The sequence below is a fragment of the Zoogloea sp. GW822-FHT05C07 genome, from assembly GCF_058800215.1.
The window spans coordinates 1,670,589-1,689,121 of the sequence record NZ_CM179510.1 but is presented as its reverse complement, the minus strand read 5'-3'; the positions used below and the strand labels follow the sequence as shown (position 1 = coordinate 1,689,121).

The 18,533-nt window shown below is 66.6% G+C and carries 17 protein-coding genes; 6 read left to right on the top strand and 11 right to left on the bottom strand.

The features are described from left to right. Positions 1–222 precede the first annotated feature (222 nt). Positions 223–441 (top strand): Nif11-like leader peptide family natural product precursor, encoded by a 219-nt coding sequence (locus AC3QL2_RS08015; RefSeq protein ID WP_493234736.1) that lies wholly within the window; start codon positions 223–225, stop codon positions 439–441. A 257-nt stretch (positions 442–698) separates the two neighbouring features. After that, positions 699–905, top strand: a complete 207-nt coding sequence (locus AC3QL2_RS08010) for a cold-shock protein (protein ID WP_493234737.1) — start codon at positions 699–701, stop codon at positions 903–905. Positions 906–1,109: 204 nt separating this feature from the next. Here AC3QL2_RS08010 and AC3QL2_RS08005 read toward each other — a convergent pair whose 3' ends face one another. The 7 genes from AC3QL2_RS08005 to AC3QL2_RS07975 all read right to left on the bottom strand — a co-directional run bounded on the left by AC3QL2_RS08005 (position 1,110) and on the right by AC3QL2_RS07975 (position 10,138). Further along, entirely contained in the window at positions 1,110–2,735 is a 1,626-nt protein-coding gene (locus tag AC3QL2_RS08005) for a cation acetate symporter (RefSeq protein ID WP_493240412.1), read from the bottom strand. A gap of 41 nt (positions 2,736–2,776) precedes the next feature. Continuing rightward, entirely contained in the window at positions 2,777–3,088 is a 312-nt protein-coding gene (locus AC3QL2_RS08000) for a DUF485 domain-containing protein (protein ID WP_493234740.1), read from the bottom strand. A gap of 104 nt (positions 3,089–3,192) precedes the next feature. After that, positions 3,193–4,824, bottom strand: a complete 1,632-nt coding sequence (locus AC3QL2_RS07995; protein WP_493234742.1) for an electron transfer flavoprotein-ubiquinone oxidoreductase — start codon at positions 4,822–4,824, stop codon at positions 3,193–3,195. A gap of 93 nt (positions 4,825–4,917) precedes the next feature. Continuing rightward, the gene (locus AC3QL2_RS07990; RefSeq protein WP_493234744.1) at positions 4,918–6,708 is read right to left on the bottom strand and encodes an acyl-CoA dehydrogenase C-terminal domain-containing protein; all 1,791 of its coding nucleotides are present in this window, start codon (positions 6,706–6,708) and stop codon (positions 4,918–4,920) included. A gap of 79 nt (positions 6,709–6,787) precedes the next feature. After that, entirely contained in the window at positions 6,788–7,723 is a 936-nt protein-coding gene (locus AC3QL2_RS07985; protein WP_493234745.1) for an electron transfer flavoprotein subunit alpha/FixB family protein, read from the bottom strand. A gap of 2 nt (positions 7,724–7,725) precedes the next feature. After that, a complete protein-coding gene (locus tag AC3QL2_RS07980) occupies positions 7,726–8,475 on the bottom strand; it encodes an electron transfer flavoprotein subunit beta/FixA family protein (RefSeq protein ID WP_493234747.1) in 750 nt (249 codons plus the stop codon). Between the two features lie 22 nt (positions 8,476–8,497). Then, positions 8,498–10,138, bottom strand: coding sequence for an acyl-CoA synthetase (locus AC3QL2_RS07975; protein WP_493234749.1), 1,641 nt, complete (start codon positions 10,136–10,138; stop codon positions 8,498–8,500). A 235-nt stretch (positions 10,139–10,373) separates the two neighbouring features. On the opposite strand from AC3QL2_RS07975, the gene AC3QL2_RS07970 reads away from it, so the two are divergent. From AC3QL2_RS07970 to AC3QL2_RS07960, 3 genes are all read left to right on the top strand, one after another. Further along, the gene (locus AC3QL2_RS07970) at positions 10,374–12,464 is read left to right on the top strand and encodes a PAS-domain containing protein (RefSeq protein ID WP_493234751.1); all 2,091 of its coding nucleotides are present in this window, start codon (positions 10,374–10,376) and stop codon (positions 12,462–12,464) included. A 16-nt stretch (positions 12,465–12,480) separates the two neighbouring features. Next, a complete protein-coding gene (locus tag AC3QL2_RS07965) occupies positions 12,481–13,200 on the top strand; it encodes a response regulator transcription factor (protein ID WP_493234752.1) in 720 nt (239 codons plus the stop codon). Between the two features lie 121 nt (positions 13,201–13,321). Beyond that, positions 13,322–13,798: a copper chaperone PCu(A)C gene (locus AC3QL2_RS07960; protein WP_493234754.1), complete on the top strand. Its 477-nt coding sequence runs from the start codon at positions 13,322–13,324 to the stop codon at positions 13,796–13,798. Between the two features lie 36 nt (positions 13,799–13,834). Here the strand turns inward: AC3QL2_RS07960 and AC3QL2_RS07955 are convergent, their stop codons facing one another. From AC3QL2_RS07955 to AC3QL2_RS07940, 4 genes are all read right to left on the bottom strand, one after another. Beyond that, a complete protein-coding gene (locus AC3QL2_RS07955; RefSeq protein WP_493234755.1) occupies positions 13,835–14,329 on the bottom strand; it encodes a CZB domain-containing protein in 495 nt (164 codons plus the stop codon). An 80-nt stretch (positions 14,330–14,409) separates the two neighbouring features. Further along, positions 14,410–14,784, bottom strand: a complete 375-nt coding sequence (locus AC3QL2_RS07950; protein WP_493234757.1) for a hypothetical protein — start codon at positions 14,782–14,784, stop codon at positions 14,410–14,412. Beyond that, positions 14,777–16,471, bottom strand: a complete 1,695-nt coding sequence (locus tag AC3QL2_RS07945) for an AAA family ATPase (protein ID WP_493234758.1) — start codon at positions 16,469–16,471, stop codon at positions 14,777–14,779. Before AC3QL2_RS07945 ends, AC3QL2_RS07950 begins: the two co-directional genes overlap by 8 nt. Before the next feature lie 139 nt (positions 16,472–16,610). Next, a complete protein-coding gene (locus AC3QL2_RS07940) occupies positions 16,611–17,507 on the bottom strand; it encodes a LysR family transcriptional regulator (RefSeq protein WP_493234759.1) in 897 nt (298 codons plus the stop codon). A 97-nt stretch (positions 17,508–17,604) separates the two neighbouring features. Between AC3QL2_RS07940 and AC3QL2_RS07935 the strand changes: the two genes are divergently transcribed. Then, the gene (locus AC3QL2_RS07935; RefSeq protein WP_493234760.1) at positions 17,605–18,498 is read left to right on the top strand and encodes a DMT family transporter; all 894 of its coding nucleotides are present in this window, start codon (positions 17,605–17,607) and stop codon (positions 18,496–18,498) included. Positions 18,499–18,533 lie beyond the last annotated feature (35 nt).

Sequence of the window (18,533 nt, the reverse complement as noted above, 5' to 3'; positions counted from 1 at the left end):
AACGGCGTGCCTGCCGGTGGAACGCACTGTAGCGGGCGGGGCGGCCGGCGGGAATGCGGTCGATTGTCGCAGGTGGCGCATTCCTTGCTGTCTGCCTGATGACGCCCGGTTTCACAGGCGTTTTTGGAGGGCTTGCGACGACAAAATCCATTCCTGCCGGAGGGATTTGTCGGAAACCTCGCAGTCCGAGCGTTCGATGAGTTATTGCACAGGAAGAACCATATGGCTATCAAGGACATCAAGGCCTTTTCCGATCTGGCCCGTACCAACCCCGAACTGAAGGACAAGCTCGCCGCTTGTCAGAAGATCCGCGAAATGCTGACGCTGGCGAAGGAGTACGAGTTCAACCTCGACGAGCAGGAACTCTATCCGCCCAACGAGCCGCAGTTTACCGCGGAGCAGCTGTCCGAGCGTATGGTGAAGGCATTGCTGCGCGCCTGACCTGCGAAGGCCATCGTGGCGTGGCAGATGGCGCGGCAGGATGGCCAGAGCTATTTTCGTGTCGTGATGCAAATAGTGTTTGCGTTGGCGCAGGTTTCAGTGCACAGTGCGGCCTTGCGATCTTCAAGAAGTAGTGTTGTTGTTGTCTGGTTCAGTATCCGCAGTCCTGCGGTTGTCTTCCCTTCATCACCCCGCCGTCTTGAGCTTCGCCCTGCCCTTGGGGCAACTCCCTAGTTTTTTCTTTAAGGATTTTCAAAATGGCAACTGGTACCGTGAAGTGGTTCAATGACGCTAAGGGCTTCGGTTTCATCACCCCGGAAGGTGGCGGCGACGATCTGTTCGCTCACTTCTCCGCCATTCAGTCCAAGGGCTTCAAGACCCTGGCTGAAGGTCAGCGCGTGATCTTCGACATCGTGTCCGGCCCGAAGGGTCAGCAAGCTGCCAACATCCGCGCCGCCGAGTAATTCCGGCCCTGCGGAGCGGTCCTGCCAAGTGCAGGATCGCGGCACAAAAAAAGCCCGGCATCTGCCGGGCTTTTTGCATTTCCGGGCCCCGCTTTGCTTTCTTCATTGCAGCGGGGCACAGGGGCAAAAAAAGCGGGCGCCCGAAGGCGCCCGAAACATTTCCTCGAGGGGGAGTGAGGAAAGATAAGGGATCGGCTGGCGTCCTCAGTGGGCGCTGGCCGCTGCAGCGCCGATGCCGGTCTGGGAGCGCACGTACTGGTCTTCGAAACCGGATTTGTCGGTCTTGGCGCGGGCGCTGCTGTCGGTCACCGAGAACAGCCAGGTGAAGAAGAAGGCCAACGGCATCGAGAACAGGGCCGGTTGCTCGTACGGGAAGATCGGTGCGGCGTTGCCGAGCACCACCACCCACACGGCCTTGGACAGCACCACCAGGGCCACCGCCGACACCAGGCCGACCAGGCCGCCGAGCAGCGCGCCGCGGGTCGTCAGGCCCTTCCAGTACATGGACAGGATCAGGATCGGGAAATTGGTGGAGGCGGCGATGCCGAAGGTCAGGCCGACCAGGAAGGCGATGTTCTGCTTCTCGAAGAGGATGCCGAGCAGCACCGCGACCACGCCGAGGCCGACGGTGGCGATCTTGGATACGCGCATTTCCTGGGTTTCGCTGGCGCTACCTTTGCAGATCACCCGGGCGTAGATGTCGTGGGCGATCGCCGAGGCGCCAGCCAGTGCGAGGCCGGACACCACAGCCAGGATGGTGGCGAAAGCCACTGCCGACATGAAGCCGAGGAACAGGTTGCCGCCCACCGCCTTGGCCAGGTGCATCACCGGCATGTTGCCGCCGCCGATCAGCTTGCCGGCGGTGTTGCCGCCCTCGAAGAAGTCAGGGTTGGTGCCGACGATGACGATTGCCATCAGGCCCAGCGCGCACACCACCATGAAGAAATAGCCGATGCAGCCGCTCGCCACGAAGACGCTCTTGCGGGCCTCCTTGGCGTTGGGCACGGTGAAGAAGCGCATCATGATGTGCGGCAGGCCGGCAGTACCGAAGACCAGGCCGAGGGACAGGGACACCGCGTTGACCGGGTCGGCCAGCAGGGAGCCGGGGCCCATGATCTTGATGCCGTCCTTGTGTGCTTCCACGGCCTTTTGCGCGGCGGTTTCGAGGCTGAAACCGAACTGGCTCAGGGACAGGAACAGCAGCACGGTGCCGCCGAACAGCATCAGGCAGGCCTTGATGATCTGTACCCAGGTGGTGGCGATCATGCCGCCGAAGGTCACGTAGATCACCATCAGCACGCCGACGACGATCACCGCTGTGGTGTAGTCGAGGCCGAACAGCAGCTTGATGAGCTGGCCGGCACCGACCATCTGCACGATCAGGTAGAAGCACACCACGGTCAGCGAGCCGAAGGCGGCGAAGCTGCGGATGGTGCCCTGATCGAGGCGGTAGGAGGCGATGTCGGCAAAGGTGAACTTGCCGAGGTTGCGCAGGCGCTCGGCCATCAGGAACAGGATCACCGGCCAGCCGACGAAGAAGCCGATGGCGTAGATGAAGCCGTCCAGGCCCTTCGAGAAGGTCATCGCCGACAGGCCCAGCAGGGTTGCCGCCGACATGTAGTCACCGGCGATCGCCAGGCCGTTCTGGAAGCCGGTGATGCCGCCGCCGGCGGTGTAGAAGTCGGCGGTGGACTTGGTGCGGCTGGCCGCCCAGTAGGTGATGCCCATGGTGCCAACCACGAACACGAAGAACATGCCGATGGCGGTCATGTTGAGGGGCTGCTTCTGCACGGCGCCGATGGCGTCGGCGGCGTAGGCGGCGGCGCCCATCAGGGCCAGCAGCGTTGCACCGAGGAGTTGTTTACGGGCGATCACTTGGTGGCCTCCTGGACGATCTCGTTGTTGAGCCGGTCGAACTCGCCGTTCGAGCGGCTGACGAACCAGCCGGTGAGCAGCCAGGAGCCGATGATGATGGCGGCGCCGATGGGCACCCCGATGGTGAGGGTCGAGCCCGCCGAGATCGGCGTGCGCATCACATCCGGGGCGAAGGCGACGAGCATCATCATCGCGTAGTAGGTGATCAGCACGACGGCGCTGAGCAGGTAGGCGAAGCGGCTGCGCTTGCCTTCAAGTTCCGAGAAGAGCGGGTTGGCCCGCACTTTCCTGTAGATCTCCGCTGACATGGTTCCTCCTTTGGAAGGTGTTGAAGGTCTCTGGTTTTTCTAGTTGTTTGGGGGTGAGTGCTGTTCTCCCCCCGGTCCTGCTTTTTTATGGGTACTGCGGGGTCTTACATGTTCGGGTAGTTCGGGCCGCCGCCTCCTTCGGGCACCGCCCAGTCGATGTTCTGTGTCGGATCCTTGATGTCGCAGGTCTTGCAGTGCAGGCAGTTCTGCGCGTTGATCTGCATGCGCGGGCCGCTCGTGTCCTCGACGATTTCGTACACGCCGGCCGGGCAATAGCGGGTTTCCGGTGCGTTGTAGAGGGCCAGGTTGGTGGCGACCGGCACCGAGGCGTCCTTCAGGCGCAGGTGGCAGGGCTGCTCTTCGCTGTGGTTGGTGGCCGAGATGAACACCGAGGACAGGCGGTCGAAGCTGATCTTGCCGTCCGGCTTCGGATAAACGATCGGCGCACACTCGGAGGCCTTCTTCAGCTGGGTGTGGTCGGCGTGGTGGCGCAGCGTCCACGGTGCCCGGCCCTTCAGCAGGAAGGTGTCGATGGCGCTGTAGGCGATGCCGCCCCACAGCCCCCAGCGGAAGCTCGGGCGGATGTTGCGCACCGTGTACAGCTCGTCCCACAGCCAGCTCTTCTTCAGGCGTTCCGGGTAGCCGAGCACTTCGTGGCCGGTCTGTCCTTCGGCGCCGAGGTGGGCGAAGATCGCCTCGGCGGCCTCGATGCCCGACTTCATTGCCATGTGGGTGCCCTTGACCTTCGGCACGTTGAGGAAGCCGGCGGTGTCGCCGACCAGCACGCCGCCGGGGAAGGTCAGCTTGGGCACCGACTGGAAACCGCCTTCGTTGAGGGCGCGCGCACCATAGGCGATGCGTCGGCCGCCATCGAAGTACTTGCGGATCTCCGGGTGGGTCTTGAAGCGCTGGAATTCCTCGTAGGGCGACAGGTGCGGATTGCTGTAGTCGAGGCCGACCACGAAGCCGACCGCGACCTGGTTGTTCTCCAGGTGGTACAGGAAGGAGCCGCCATACACGTCGGACGGCACCGGCCAGCCGACTGTATGCACGGTGAGGCCCGGCTGGTGGACTTCGGGGCGGACTTCCCACAGTTCCTTGATGCCGATGCCGTAGGTCTGCGGATCGGCGCCGTCGCGCAGATTGAACTTGCTGAACAAGCCCTTGGTGAGGGAGCCGCGGCAGCCTTCGGAGAACACCGTCTGGCGCGCGTGCAGTTCGATGCCCGGCTGGTGGTTGGGGCCGGGTTCGCCGTTCTTCTCGAGGCCCATGTCGCCGGTGGCGATGCCCTTCACCGAGCCGTCCTCGTGGTAGAGCACCTCGGCGGCGGCGAAGCCCGGGTAGATCTCGACACCCAGTTCTTCGGCCTGCTGGCCGAGCCAGCGCACCACGTTGCCGAGGCTGACGATGTAGTTGCCGTCGTTGTGCATCTGCGGCGGCGTCGGCAGCTTGTAGGCCTTGTCGGTGGTCAGGAACAGGAAGCGGTCCTCCTTCACCGGCGTGTTGAGGGGCGCGCCGCGTTCCTTCCAGTCGGGGAAGAGTTCTTCCAGGGAACGGGTTTCGATGACCGCGCCGGACAGGATGTGGGCGCCGACTTCGGAGCCTTTCTCGACGATGCACACCGAAAGCTCGCTGCCGGCCTTTTCGGACAGTTGCTTCAGGCGGATCGCGGTCGTCAGGCCGGAGGGGCCTGCGCCGACGATCACCACGTCGTATTCCATCGCGTCACGGGTCATTGCTGCGTTCTCCGAACAAAAAGGGGCTCCTGCCCGCCTCCGGAGAGGCGGGGCACGGACCGGCCGTCAGGCCGGGAAAGGGGGGAAAGGCCTTTAGAAGAGGGCTTCTTCCAGGGCCAGCACCGACTCGGCGCCATTCACGATGGCATCCCGGTAGCTGTTGGCTTCGGGGATCACGTGCTGGGCGAAGTAGGCGGCGGTGGCCAGCTTGGCCTTGTAGAAGTCGCCATCGGCCGCATCCAGGCGGGTGGCGGCGATCTGCGCGGAACGGGCCATCAGCCAGCCGCCGACGACGATGCCGGTCAGCTTGAGGAAGGGCACCGAGCCGGCCGCGGCGGCTTGCGGGTTGGCGTCGTAGTTGGCGAGCAGCCAGTTGGTGGCTTCGTCCAGTGCGGCGATGCCGGTGCCCAGCGCGTCGGCCAGGCCCTTCAGCGTTGCGTTGTCGGAGCCACGCAGCGCGGAGGCGGTTTCGGCGATTTCGGCGAGCAGTTGCTGCATGCTCTTGCCGCCTTCCTTGGCGGTCTTGCGGCCGATCAGGTCATTGGCCTGGATCGCGGTGGTGCCTTCGTAGATGGTGATGATGCGGGCGTCGCGCATGTACTGGGCGGCGCCGGTTTCCTCGATGAAGCCCATGCCGCCGTGTACCTGCACGCCGTTCCAGGTGATGCCCTGGGCGTTCTCGGTGCACCAGCCTTTCACCACCGGGGTCAGCAGTTCGAGGCGGCGCTGGTTGGCGGCGCGCACGTCGGCGTCCGGGTGGCTCTTGGCGCGGTCCATGCAGCCGGCCACGTAGTAGGCGAGGGCGCGGCCCGCTTCGGTGCGGGACTTCATGTCCATCAGCATGCGGCGCACGTCCGGATGGTGCAGGATGGGCTTCTTCTCGCCGGATTTGTCGCCGATGATCTTGCCCTGGATGCGCTCGCGGGCGTAGGCCAGCGCGTGCTGGTAGCTGCGCTCGGAGACGCCGACGCCCTCCAGGCCGACGTTCAGGCGGGCGTGGTTCATCATCGTGAACATGTACTCGAGGCCACGGTTCGGCTCGCCGACCAGGTAGCCGATGGCGCCGCCCTTGTCACCAAAGGACATGACGGCGGTGGCGCTGCCGTGGATGCCCATCTTGTGCTCGATGGAGGCGCAGATCAGGTCGTTGCGCTCGCCGAGGCTACCGTCCGCATTGACGAGGAACTTCGGCGCGATGAACAGGGAGATGCCCTTCACGCCCGGAGGGGCGTCCGGCAGGCGGGCCAGCACGAGGTGGACGATGTTCTCGGCCATGTCGTGCTCACCCCAGGTGATGAAGATCTTGGTGCCGCTGATCGCGTAGCTGCCGTCGCCGCGAGGTTCGGCCTTGGTCCGGATGGCGGCGAGGTCGGAGCCGGCCTGCGGCTCGGTGAGGTTCATCGTGCCGGTCCATTTGCCGGACACCATGTTGGGCAGGTAGGTCGCCTTCAGCTCGTCGGAGCCGTGGTGGGCAATGGCTTCCACCGCGCCCAGCGTCAGCATCTGGCACAGGGAGAAGGAGATGCTGGCGGACTTCCACATTTCCAGCACGGCGGTGGACACGGTCACCGGCAGGCCCTGGCCGCCGAATTCGGTGGAGGCGGGCATGCCGTTCCAGCCGGTTTCACAGAAGGAGGCATAGGCTTCCTTGAAACCGTCGGCGGTGGTCACCACGCCGTTGTTCCACTTGTTGCCCTGCTTGTCGCCCACGGGGTTGAGCGGATCGACGACTTCGGTGGCGAACTTTCCGGCTTCCTCGAGGATGGCCTCGACCAGGTCGGTGGACACGTCCTCATTGCCGGGCAGACCGACGATTTCCTGCAGGCCGGCCAGCTCGTTCATGGCGAACAGCATGTCCTTCACGGGGGCGACGTAATTGCTCATGGTGTTTCCTTGCGAATTCGGTAGATGGGTTTGTCGCCGTGGGCGGCGGCTTCACGTGCGGCCCACGGGGAGAGCGTGCTTACAGGGCGGACGCCAATTGCGGCACGGCCTCGAAGAGGTCGGCGACGAGGCCGTAGTCGGCCACCTGGAAGATCGGCGCTTCCGGATCCTTGTTGATCGCGACGATCACCTTGGAGTCCTTCATGCCGGCCAGGTGCTGGATGGCGCCGGAGATGCCGACGGCCAGGTAGAGCTGCGGCGCGACGATCTTGCCGGTCTGGCCGACCTGGTAGTCGTTGGGCACGAAGCCGGCATCGACGGCGGCGCGGCTGGCGCCCATGGCGGCGCCGAGCTTGTCGGCCAGAGGTTCGAGCACGGCGCGGTAGTTGTCGCCACTGCCGAGGCCGCGGCCGCCGGAGACGATGATCTTGGCGGCGCCCAGCTCAGGACGGGCGGACACGGTCAGCTCGCGGCCGACGAGCTTGGACAGGCCCAGGTCGGCACCGGTAGCGATAGCTTCCACGGCAGCGGAGCCGCCTTCGGCGACCGCGTCGAAGGCGGTGGTGCGCACGGTGATGACCTTGACCGCGTCAGCGGACTTGACGGTGGCCAGCGCATTGCCGGCGTAGATCGGGCGCACGAAGGTGTCGGCGGACTCGATGGCGACGATGTCGGAAATCTGGGCCACGTCAAGCAGCGCGGCGACGCGCGGCAGTACGTTCTTGCCGAAGGTGGTGGCGGGGGCCAGCACGTGGCTGTAGCCGCCGGCCTTGACCACGTCCACCAGCAGCGCGGCGAGGTTCTCGGCGCTGTGGTCGGCGTAGGCGGTGCCGTCGGCGAGTTTGACCTTGGCGACGCCGGCCAGCTTGGCGGCGGCTTCGGCAGCGCTGCCGCAGGCGGCGCCGGCGACCAGCACTTCGACTTCGCCACCCAGCTTGACGGCGGCGCTGACGGTGTTGAGGGTGGCGGCCTTCAGGCCGGTGTTGTCGTGTTCGGCAATGACGAGAATGGACATGTTCAGATCACCTTCGCTTCGTTCTTGAGCTTCTCGACCAACTGGGCCACATCGGCCACCTTGACGCCGGCACCGCGGGCGGCGGGTTCGACGACCTTCAACGTGCTCAGGCGCGGGGCCACGTCGACACCCAGGTCGGCCGGCTTGACGGTGTCGAGCGGCTTCTTCTTGGCCTTCATGATGTTCGGCAGCGTGGCGTAGCGCGGCTCATTGAGGCGCAGGTCGGTGGTGATCACCGCCGGCAGCGGCAGGGACAGGGTTTCCAGGCCGCCGTCGATCTCGCGGGTCACGCTGACGCGCTCCGCGCCGACTTCGACCTTGGAGGCGAAGGTCGCCTGCGGCCAGCCGAGCAGCGCGGCCAGCATCTGGCCGGTCTGGTTGGAGTCGTCGTCGATGGCCTGCTTGCCGAGGATCACCAGGCGCGGCTGTTCCTTGTCCACCAGGGCCTTGAGCAGCTTGGCGACGGCCAGCGGCTGCAGGTCGGCGTCGGATTCGACGAGGATGCCGCGGTCGGCGCCGATGGCCATCGCGGTGCGCAGGGTTTCCTGGCACTGGGCGACGCCGGCGGACACTGCGACCACTTCGGTGGCCTTGTTGGCTTCCTTCAGGCGCACGGCTTCCTCGATGGCAATTTCATCGAAGGGGTTCATGGCCATCTTGACGTTGGCCAGCTCGACGCCGGACTGGTCGGCCTTGACGCGGATCTTGACGTTGTAATCGACGACGCGCTTGACGGGCACGAGGATCTTCATGGGTTCTTGTCTCCGATTGTGTTTATTCGATCGCCGAGGCCGACTCGGCCTGCTGGCGCAGTACGAACTTCTGGATCTTGCCGGTGGAGGTCTTGGGCAGTACGCAGAACTCCACGAACTTGGGCACCTTGTAGCGGGCCAGGTGCTCGCGGCAGTGGGCGACGATGTCTTCCACCGTGACCTTGGCGTCTTCCTTCACCTCGATGTAGGCGGCCGGCACTTCGCCCCACTTCTCGTCGGGCTTGGCGACCACCGCGGCGGTCAGCACGGCCGGGTGGCGGTACAGCACTTCTTCAACTTCCAGCGAGGAGATGTTCTCGCCGCCGGAGATGATCACGTCCTTTGAGCGGTCCTTGATCTTCACGTAGCCGTCCGGGTGCATCACCGCCAGGTCGCCGGTGTGGAACCAGCCGCCGGAGAAGGCCTCCGCGGTAGCCTTTTCGTTCTTGAGGTAGCCCTTCATGACCAGGTTGCCGCGAAACATGATCTCGCCCATGGTCTCGCCATCGGCGGGGACCGGCTCCATGGTCTGCGGGTCGAGGACGGTGATGCCTTCCTGCATGTGGTAGCGCACGCCCTGGCGGCCGTTGCGTTCGGCGCGCTGGGCGATCGGCAGCTCGTCCCATTCCGGGTGCTTGGCGCATACGGCGGCCGGGCCGTAGGTTTCGGTCAGGCCATACACGTGGGTGATGTCGAAGCCGATGCGTTCCATGCCTTCGATGATCGCGGCCGGGGGCGCGGCGCCGGCGATCAGCGCCGACACCTTGTGCTCGATGCCGGCGCGCAGGCCTTCCGGCGCGTTGATCAGCATGCCGTGTACGATCGGTGCGCCGCAGAAGTGGGTCACCTTGTGGGTGCGGATCAGCTCGTAGATCAGCGCCACGTCCACCTTGCGCAGGCACACGTTGACGCCGGCGTTGGCGGCCAGGGTCCAGGCGAAGCACCAGCCGTTGCAGTGGAACAGCGGCAGTGTCCACAGATAGACGGCGTGCTGCGGCATGCCCCAGCTGATGATGTTGGAAGCGGAGTTGAGGTAGGCGCCGCGGTGGTGGAAGACCACGCCCTTCGGGTTGCCGGTGGTGCCGGAGGTGTAGTTGAGGGCGATGGCGTCCCATTCGTCGGCGGGCAACGACCACTTGAACTCCGGGTCGGCGTCGGCGAGGAAGTCCTCGTACTCGATCTCGCCGAGGCGGGTGTCGCCCGGGTATTCCGGGTCGAGGGCGTCGATGACCAGCGGCTTGGGGCCTTCCAGCAGTTCGAGGGCCGGGGCGATGATGGCGGCGAACTCGGGGTCGGTGATCAGCACCTTGGCTTCGCCGTGGGCCAGCATGAAGGCGATGGCTTCCGGATCGAGGCGGGTGTTGAGGGTGTTCAGCACGGCACCGACCATCGGCACGCCGAAGTGGGCCTCGACCATCGCCGGGATGTTGGGCAGCATCACCGCCACCGTGTCGCCACGGCCGATGCCGCGCTGGGCCAGGGCGCTGGCCAGGCGGCGGCAGCGGCTGTAGGTTTCGCTCCAGGTGAAGCGGCGGGCGCCATGGATCACCGACAGGCGGTTCGGATAGACCTGGGCGCTACGCTCGAGAAAGGACAAGGGCGACAGCGGGACATGGTTGGCCGCGCATTTGTCCAGCCCTTGCTCGTAGGGATTGTTCGACACCTGTTTTTCTCCTCTTGGTTCTTGGCGCCACGACTTGATGAGGCGGTGGCTCTGGGGCCCGTTCCCCGGGGCGGCCTTGTGGGCGGAATCCCGAAGATCGAAGAGGAGGTTCGCAAACAACCTTGTCGGAAGTTTCGTGAAAATGTACTCAATTTTGTCGGCCGTCTCCGCCGCCCGGGACGCTGGCTAAAATCGGATCAGGCAGCCATTCAGGCCGCACGGAAACAGGACAGCGATGAACGAGCAGGACAGGCCCGAACCCCCCGTCGAGGAACGTCAGCCCAGCGGTGAACACCCCGCAGACGGTGCGCAGCCGTCCTCCGACCGGCGCTACCGGGAGATGCTCGGGGCGGGGCTCGACCTGCTCGACCAGGGCGTCACCGTCTTCGACGAGGAACTGCGCATGGTGGCGTGGAACGGTGCCTTCCTGCGACTGCTCGACTTTCCGGCGGAGTTGGCCAGCCCCGGCGTGTCCTTCGAGGTCTTCATCCGCTACAACGCCGAGCGCGGCGACTATGGCCCCGGCGATCCGGAGGTGCAGGTGGCCGAGCGGGTGGCGCGGGCGCGCAGCTTCCTGCCCCACGTCACCGAGCGCGTGCGGCCCAACGGTCAGGTGCTGTCGATCCGCGGTTTTCCGTTGCCGCATCAGGGCTTCATCACGGTGTATACCGACGTCACCGAGCAGCGCCGCTCCCAGCAGCAGATTGCCGATCATCAGGCCGAACTGGAGGCGCACATCCATGTCCGCACCGAGGAGCTGACCCGCGCCAACGTCGAGCTGACCGCGGCGATCCAGTCCAACAAGGCGATCACCCAGGCCCTGCAGCGCAGCGAGCAGCGCCTGCGCGAGATCACCGACGCGATTCCGGCGGCGATCGCCTATTTCGACCGCAGCGGAATCTACCGCTATGCCAACAAGGGCTACGCGGAGTGGTTCGGCTGGTCGGCGCGTGAAGTGGAGGGCAAGCAGATCCGCGACGTCACCGGGCAGGAGGTGTACGCACTCGTCGCCGGTTACCTGGCCCGCGCGCTGGCCGGCGAGCAGGTGTCCTACGAATACACCCTCACCGGCCGCGACGGCATGCCGGCTCGCGCCAGCAGCACGCTGGTGCCGGACATCGGACCGGACGGCGAGGTGCAGGGCTGTTACGTGCACTCGGTGGACGTCACCGAGCAGCGCCGAACCGAGGCGGCACTGGCCCAGGCCCAGAAGATGGAAGCCATCGGCCAGCTCACCGGCGGCCTCGCCCACGACTTCAACAACATGCTGACGGTGGTCATCGGCAACCTGGTGGCGCTGAAGGAAAACCACCCCAACGATCCGCTCACCGAGAACTTCGTCGAGCCGGCCATGCAGGCCGCCAACCGCGGCGCCGAGCTGATCCGCCGGCTGCTCGGCTTCGCCCGCCGCCAGCCGCTGGAGCCGCGGCCGGTGGAGGTCAATGAGCTGATCCTTGGCATGTCCAAGCTGATCCGCCGCAGCCTGCCGTCCACCATCGCGGTCAGCACGGCCAGCCGCGAGCCCTGTCTGGTGGCGATGGTGGATGCCCACCAGCTCGAGAACGCGCTGCTCAACCTGGCGCTCAATGCCCGCGACGCGATGCCCAACGGCGGCGAGCTGCGTATCGAGTCGTCGCTGGAGCAGCTCAGCGTGCATGCCGCCGCCGACCTGGAAGTGCCGCCCGGCGACTATGTGCAGATCGCCGTCAGCGACAACGGCATGGGCATGGACGGCAGCACCCTGGCGCGGGTTTTCGAACCCTTCTTCACCACCAAGCAGTTCGGCATGGGCAGCGGCCTCGGTATGTCGATGGTGTACGGCTTCGTCAAGCAGTCGGGTGGCGGCGTTCGCATCCGCAGCCGCCAGGCCCGTGGCACCACGGTGGCCCTGCTGCTGCCCAGCATCGCCGAGGACGACCAGCACGACGCGCTGCCGGCCGGTTCCGACGTGAATGCCGCCGACCTGGCCGGCAAGCTGGTGCTGCTCGCCGAGGACGACGTGGACGTGCGTACCGTGGTGCGCATGCAGCTGGCCGAGCTGGGCTGCGCAGTGGTGGAGGCCGAGAACGGTGCCGAGGCGGCCGACATGGTGGAGAACATTCCGGCCATCGCGCTGGTGATCTCCGACGTGGTGATGCCCGGCACGATGGACGGCCGGGCCCTGGCGCGCTTCGTACGGCGCTTCCGCCCGGAGCTGCCGATCGTGCTGATGAGCGGCTTCGCCGAGGCTCAGGCCAGCGTCGAGGCCGACCCCGATCTGCCGCTGCTGGCCAAGCCCTTCTCCCGCGACAAGCTGCTGGCGGCCTTGCGTCCGCTGGCCGCATGAGCCAAGCTTCCGGGCTATGGCTCATACCCGTCCCCCAGAACTGATCTACGTGGTTGAGGACGAGGCGGCGATCGCGCGCCTCATCGCCGACACGCTGGAAAAATTCGGCTACCGGGCCGAGTTGTTCCGCACCGCCGAGGCCTTTTTCCACGGCCTGCGCCACAAGGCGCCGGAGCTGGTGATCCTCGACCTGGGCCTGCCCGATATGGACGGCATGGCGGTGCTGCAGCAGCTGCGCGGCAAGCACGCCTGCGGCTTGTTGGTGGTGACCGGGCGCAGCGACACCTACGACCGGGTCATGGGCCTGGAGCTGGGCGCCGACGACTACGTGGTGAAGCCCTTCGAGCCGCGCGAGCTGATCGCCCGCGTGCGCAGCATCCTGCGCCGCTACCCGGGCCAGGTGGTGCTGCCGGCCGACCCCAGCCAGCGCGTCGCCGAATTTGCCGGCTGGCGCTTCGAGCCGGGCAGCAACACCCTCACCAGCCCCAGCGGCGAGCAGGACACCCTCAGCACCGCCGAGGCCCAGCTGCTGTCGGTGCTGCTGGCCCACCCCAACCACATCCTGACCCGCGAGCAGCTGCTCGGCGGGCGTGACGTGTCGGCACTGGACCGCAGCATCGACCTGCGCGTCTCGCGCCTGCGTCGCCGCTTCGAGGAAAACCCCCAGCACGCCAAGCTGATCAAGACCGTCTACGGCGCCGGCTACCTGTTGGCGGCGACGGTGAACTGGTCCTGAGCCGGCGGTCGGGGCATCGCACATCGGCAGGCTGCGACAAATGGTCGCATCGGCCGCCGTCCCTTTCCGCACAAGCCGCCGGGCGCGCTAAGCTGCGGCCCCCGAACCAAGGAGTCATTCAGTGCACATCATCCACAAGCTCGCAGGGCTGGCATTGGCCGGCCTGTTCATCGGCAGCGCCGCCGCCGCGGACCTGGACGTCAAGGACCCGTGGGTGCGCGGCACCGTGCCAGCCCAGAAGGTCACCGGCGCCTTCATGCAGCTCAGCAGTCAGGGCGGTGTCACCGTCGTCGGCGTGGCCAGCCCGGCGGCCGGCCTCGTCGAGATCCACGAGATGGCGATGGACGGCGGCGTGATGAAGATGCGCGCTGTAACGCGCCTGGACGTGCAGCCCGGCAAGCCGGTCGAGCTGAAGCCGGGCAGCTACCACGTGATGCTGATCGATCTGAAGAAACCCCTGGCGGCGGGCGAGGTGGTGCCGATCACGCTGAAGGTGGAAGGCAAGGACAAGAAGGTCGAGTCGGTCGAGGTGAAGGCCTCGGTGCGGGCACTGACGGCCGCAGCGCCGATGGAGCACGATCACAAGCGCATGCACTGAGGCCGTTGCGGCCCGCGGGTCTGGCACCGGAGTCCGTCACGGGCGCGGTGCGCGCCGTGCCGGGCCGGCGGCCTCCTCGAACAGGCGGGTGATGGTCTGGCGCAGGCGTTGGGAGGCGCGGGCGTAGTCGCCGCCGGTGACCAGGCGGACGGCTTCGTCGTGCTGGCCGGCATTGAAGGCCAGCACGGCCTGGCCGGCGTAACGGTGGAATTCGGCGTGGTGGCGGCGCAGCTCGCTGAAGCTGTCGAGGGTGCCGAAGCGTTCCTGGCCGCGGCCATAGAGCCAGCGGCCGAGGGTGCTGCGCTTGTCAAGGAAGACCTGGTCGGCGGCGATGGGGCCTTTGCCGGGGCTGAACAGGCGGGCTTCGAGGCGGGCCTTCCAGCGCATGTGGGCCTCAATGGCGTCAATGGCGTCCAGGTCGATGGGACGACTGGTCGCCCCGGGCAGGACCGTCAGCGGCTCATCTTCCCGCTCCCCGTCGTTGGCCGTGTCATCGGTGCGCTCGCGGCGGAGCCATTTTTTCCAATCCATCCATCGACCTCGCTGTGTCTCGTGCCGGGGCCGTCCGGAAAGAACGTGCCGGGCCGCCGAGAGCTTAGTCGATATCTGATTTAAATATCCTCTGCGAATTGCTCCGATTGGGCGGTGGCGAGCACACCGCTGGCGCGCAGCATGGCCTTGTAGGCCTTCATGACCGGGCGGGAGATCATCGTCTCGGCGAGCAGGCGCTGCTCGTAGATGCGTTCCACCAGCGCGTCGTCCATGCCCTGGCGGGCAATGGCGATGAGGCGGTGGTCGGTGTCGTCGAGGATGTGGCCGGGGCGCTCCTTCACCGCATCGTAGATGACTGCGATGATCTCCTTCTCCTGCGGGTTCATCTTGCACTTGCCGTCGAGGATCTTGAGCATCACCGTCGTCGTGCAGTCGACGTCGCTGGGCGTCAGCGGTGCCTGCCGCGCCCAGGCCGCCGCCGGATGTTCAGGCATGGGCCACCTCCAGGCCGCGGAAGGTGGCGCAGCGCGTGAACGCGGCCAGGTCGGGCGGACAGGCCTTCTGCTTGCAGTACTTGGCGGTCAGCTTGGCGAGGCCCTTGATGTCGCGCCCGCTGGCATCGGGGAACAGCGTCGCCAGGCGTTCGATCAGCGCCGCGTCGAGGACCAGCCCGAACTGCTCGGCCATCACCTGCCAGATGCGCTGGCGCGCCGCGGCGTCGGGCGAGGCGTACTTGATGAGGGCGATGCAGCGCGACACGATGGCTTCGTCGATGTCGTCGATGCGGTTGGTGGTGAGGAACAGCAGGCCGTTGAAGTATTCGAGCACGCGCAGGAAGACGCCGACCACCGCGTTCATGGTGATGTTGTCGTCGCGCCGCTTGATGTACACGTCGGCCTCGTCGATGAGCATCACCGCGCCCCAGCGCTGGGCGCGGGTCAGCACTTCCTTCAGCGTGGTTTCCATGGCTGCCACGTTGAGGCCGAGCTGGCCCGAGTGCACCCGGTACAGCGGCCGCCGGATGATCTCGGAATACACCTCGGCGGTGAGGGTCTTGCCGACCCCCGGTGGGCCGGCGCACAGCACCGTGGTGCCGCCGGACTTGCCGGCCACGATGTCGTCCATCAGGAGGTCCATCTCGGCGGTAAGGATGTCGATCAGGTCGGTCTGCTCGGCGGGCAGGATCAGCTTCTGCTTGAGGGCCGGCTTGTACTCGTAGGGGTGGATGTCGCCGACGTGCACCCACAGGTAGTGGTGCAGGTCGAGGTGGAACATCAGGATGAAGAAGTGCACCGGCAGGCTGGTGAACAAGCCCTTGGGCATCGCGTCGCGGGACGCCTCCACCGCGTCGTCGGCCTTGTAGCGCAGGCTCTTGGCGGCGCGGCGCAGGTAGGGGCCGAGGATGTCGCCGGGGGCGTCGAGGGTCAGCACGCGGTCGGACAGGATGCCTTCGTCGTTCACCAGGCGCGCGTCGCCGCCGCTGGAGGACAGGATCACCACGTCCTTGCGCGACCAGTCGGTGTCCCGGTGGCTGGCGGTGGGGTTCTCTGCGTAGAGGGCGGTGCCGCGGCCGGAGAACTGTTCGCCGTAGCGGGCGCGCCAGTCGAAGTAGCGCTCGGCCATGTCGTCGTAGGCGGTGATCAGCTCCGGCGTTTCCTTCAGGTAGCCCTTGGCGGCGAAGATGCCGCCGACCGTGCGGTTGGCGATGTCGCTGGCGATGATGCGGATGTTGCTGGTGACGATTTTGCCGCGGGTGTTGGCCTTCAGCTCGATCAGCACCTTGCCGGTTTCCTCGTTGGAAGCCGGCGTGTAGTCGAGGCGGGTGACCACCCAGGCGGTCGGTTTGCCGGCGCTGGCGGCGCTGAACAGCCAGCCGCGGATCGCGTCGTCGGCCAAGTAGCGGGCGATGGCCGGCACCAGCAGCTCCAGGTCTTCCGATTCGAAGCGCATGCCGTCGCCAGCCAGCGCCTTACGCAGCGTGGAGATCTGCGCGGCGCGGGCACGCATCTCGGGGCCGGCGCCTTCGAACAGCACTTCGAGGAAATGCAGTTCGTCGTGCTCCATTTGCAGGAAGCTCACTTCGGCGCGGTTGCCGAAGCGCATCTGCTCCAGCAGCCAGGACAGGCGCGGGTGGGCCTGTACCAGGGCCTCGACGAACGGGCGTTCGAGCTGCAACTTCATCTGTGATTCCTCCGCATGGCTCGGAGGCTCTCACGCAAGTTTCGCGCCGCCGTGCAGACACTCGGCCAGCCCGGCTATTTCAGGCTTGCAGAGGGTGCGGGCGATGCCATCCGTGTGGGGAAGCCGACAAGGGCGTGCGTCAATGTGCGGTCTGCCCGCCGGCCAGCGCGTCCACCAGGGCCTGGGCATGGGGCGACAGGGCCAGGTCGCGGCGCACGACGATGGACAGGTCGCGGCTGGCCCAGGGTTCGTCCACGTCCACCACCGCGAAGGGGCGCTGGCGGCCGGCGCGCTCCGCCGCCGAGCGCGGCACCAGGCCCAGGCCGACGCCGGCGCCGGCCATGCGCAGCACGGCCTCGAAGCTGCGCACTTCGATGCGTACGTCCAGCCGACCGCCGGTTTCCGCCACGTAGTTCATCAGCCCGGTGTGGAAGGCGCTGCCGGTGTGCAGCATCACGAAGGGCTGGTCGAGGACTTCGGCAATGCGCACACGGGCCCGCGCCGACACCGGATGGCCGGGCGGGGTGACCAGCACGATGCGGTCCTGCCGGTAGGGGCGGGCGAGCAGCACGTCCGGCGGCACCTCGCCGGCCACCACACCGATCTCCGTTTCGCCGCTGGCCACGCAGCGCAGGATCTCCGGGCTGGTCATCTCCTTGAGGGTTACGCGGATATGCGGCTCGGCGCGCAGGAAGTCGCCGAGGTCGTCGGGCAGGAAGCAGTTGATGGCGTTGGTGTTGGCGTACAGGCTGACTTGGGCGCGCACGCCGCGGGCGAAGGGCGACAGGTCGGCGTGCATCTGTTCGAGCTGGGCGAACACCTGGCGGGCATGGCCGAGCAGCGCCTCGCCGGCACGGGTCGGGCGCAGGCCGCGGGCGTGGCGGTCGAAGAGGGCCACGCCGAGGCTTTCCTCCAGGCGCGCCAGGCGATGGCTGGCAGAGGACGGGGCCAGGTGGGCGCGCGCTGCGCCGCGGGTCAGGCTGGCCTCTTCGGCAATCGCCGCGAAGAGGCGCAGGTCGGTGAGGTCGTAGTGCAAGCTTTCGTCTCCGGCGAATACAGCCCCCGGATCTTACCAATTCCCCCCGTAGCGATCCGGTGGCCTAATGGGGGCCGTTCCAATTTGTCGAATGCTCATGAACCCCGGTCACCGTGTCGGGCTCATCTTCGCCGTTCTCGGCGCGGTGGGCTTTTCCTTCAAGGCCATCCTGATCAAGCTGGCCTATCCCTACGGCGTCGATGCGATCACCCTGCTGGCCCTGCGCATGGGCATGTCGTTGCCCTTCTTCATCGCTCTCGGCTGGCAGGACCAGCGCCGCCGCCAGCCGGAACCGCTGACCCGGCGGGATGTGCTGTTGCTGCTCGGCCTTGGCACCTCGGGCTACTACCTGGCGAGCTACCTGGACTTCCTCGGCCTGCACTACATCTCGGCGGCCCTCGAACGGTTGATCCTGTTCGCCTACCCGACATTGGTGGTGGTGCTGTCGGCGCTCTTCCTCGGCAAGCCGATCACCCGCCGGGCGATGGCCTGCATCGCGCTGTGCTATGCGGGCATTGCGCTGGCGCTGGCCCATGACCTGACGATCACCGGCACCGCCCGCGATGTGTGGATCGGCGGCAGCCTGGTGTTCGCCAGCGCGGTGTCCTACGCGCTGTACCTGATGGGTAACGGCCAGGCGGTGGTCAGGCTGGGCGCGGCGCGCACCACGGCGTGGGCGAGCACTGCCGCCTGCGTGCTGTGCCTGGCCCACTTCGCGCTGACCCGGCCCCTCGGCCTCTTGGTGCAGCCGGCGCCCGTGCTGTTGCTGGCGGCTGCAATGGCGCTGTTCTCGACGGTGCTGCCGGTGTGGATGGTGTCGGAGGCGATGCGCCGCCTGGGCGCTGGCCCAGTGTCGCTGATCGGCACCCTCGGGCCGGTGATCACGCTGTTCCTTGGCTGGCTGATCCTCACCGAGCCGATCGGGCTGTTCCAGCTGCTCGGCGGATCGCTGGTGGTGGCCGGCGTGGTGCTGGTGGGGAAGAAGGGTTGATCGAGCCTGGCCGGCGGGGCGGACCCGCCGGCTGG

Bases quoted from the DNA above. Each gene is read 5' to 3' on its own strand.
- AC3QL2_RS07955 (WP_493234755.1), bottom strand. From the start codon at position 14,329: ATGGATTGGAAAAAATGGCTCCGCCGCGAGCGCACCGATGACACGGCC.
- AC3QL2_RS07945 (WP_493234758.1), bottom strand. From the start codon at position 16,471: ATGAAGTTGCAGCTCGAACGCCCGTTCGTCGAGGCCCTGGTACAGGCC.
- AC3QL2_RS07935 (WP_493234760.1), top strand. From the start codon at position 17,605: ATGAACCCCGGTCACCGTGTCGGGCTCATCTTCGCCGTTCTCGGCGCG.
- AC3QL2_RS07985 (WP_493234745.1), bottom strand. From the start codon at position 7,723: ATGTCCATTCTCGTCATTGCCGAACACGACAACACCGGCCTGAAGGCC.
- AC3QL2_RS07990 (WP_493234744.1), bottom strand. From the start codon at position 6,708: ATGAGCAATTACGTCGCCCCCGTGAAGGACATGCTGTTCGCCATGAAC.
- AC3QL2_RS08005 (WP_493240412.1), bottom strand. From the start codon at position 2,735: ATGGGCGCCGCCGCCTACGCCGCCGACGCCATCGGCGCCGTGCAGAAG.
- AC3QL2_RS07970 (WP_493234751.1), top strand. From the start codon at position 10,374: ATGAACGAGCAGGACAGGCCCGAACCCCCCGTCGAGGAACGTCAGCCC.
- AC3QL2_RS08000 (WP_493234740.1), bottom strand. From the start codon at position 3,088: ATGTCAGCGGAGATCTACAGGAAAGTGCGGGCCAACCCGCTCTTCTCG.
- AC3QL2_RS07950 (WP_493234757.1), bottom strand. From the start codon at position 14,784: ATGCCTGAACATCCGGCGGCGGCCTGGGCGCGGCAGGCACCGCTGACG.
- AC3QL2_RS08010 (WP_493234737.1), top strand. From the start codon at position 699: ATGGCAACTGGTACCGTGAAGTGGTTCAATGACGCTAAGGGCTTCGGT.
- AC3QL2_RS08015 (WP_493234736.1), top strand. From the start codon at position 223: ATGGCTATCAAGGACATCAAGGCCTTTTCCGATCTGGCCCGTACCAAC.
- AC3QL2_RS07995 (WP_493234742.1), bottom strand. From the start codon at position 4,824: ATGACCCGTGACGCGATGGAATACGACGTGGTGATCGTCGGCGCAGGC.
- AC3QL2_RS07965 (WP_493234752.1), top strand. From the start codon at position 12,481: ATGGCTCATACCCGTCCCCCAGAACTGATCTACGTGGTTGAGGACGAG.
- AC3QL2_RS07980 (WP_493234747.1), bottom strand. From the start codon at position 8,475: ATGAAGATCCTCGTGCCCGTCAAGCGCGTCGTCGATTACAACGTCAAG.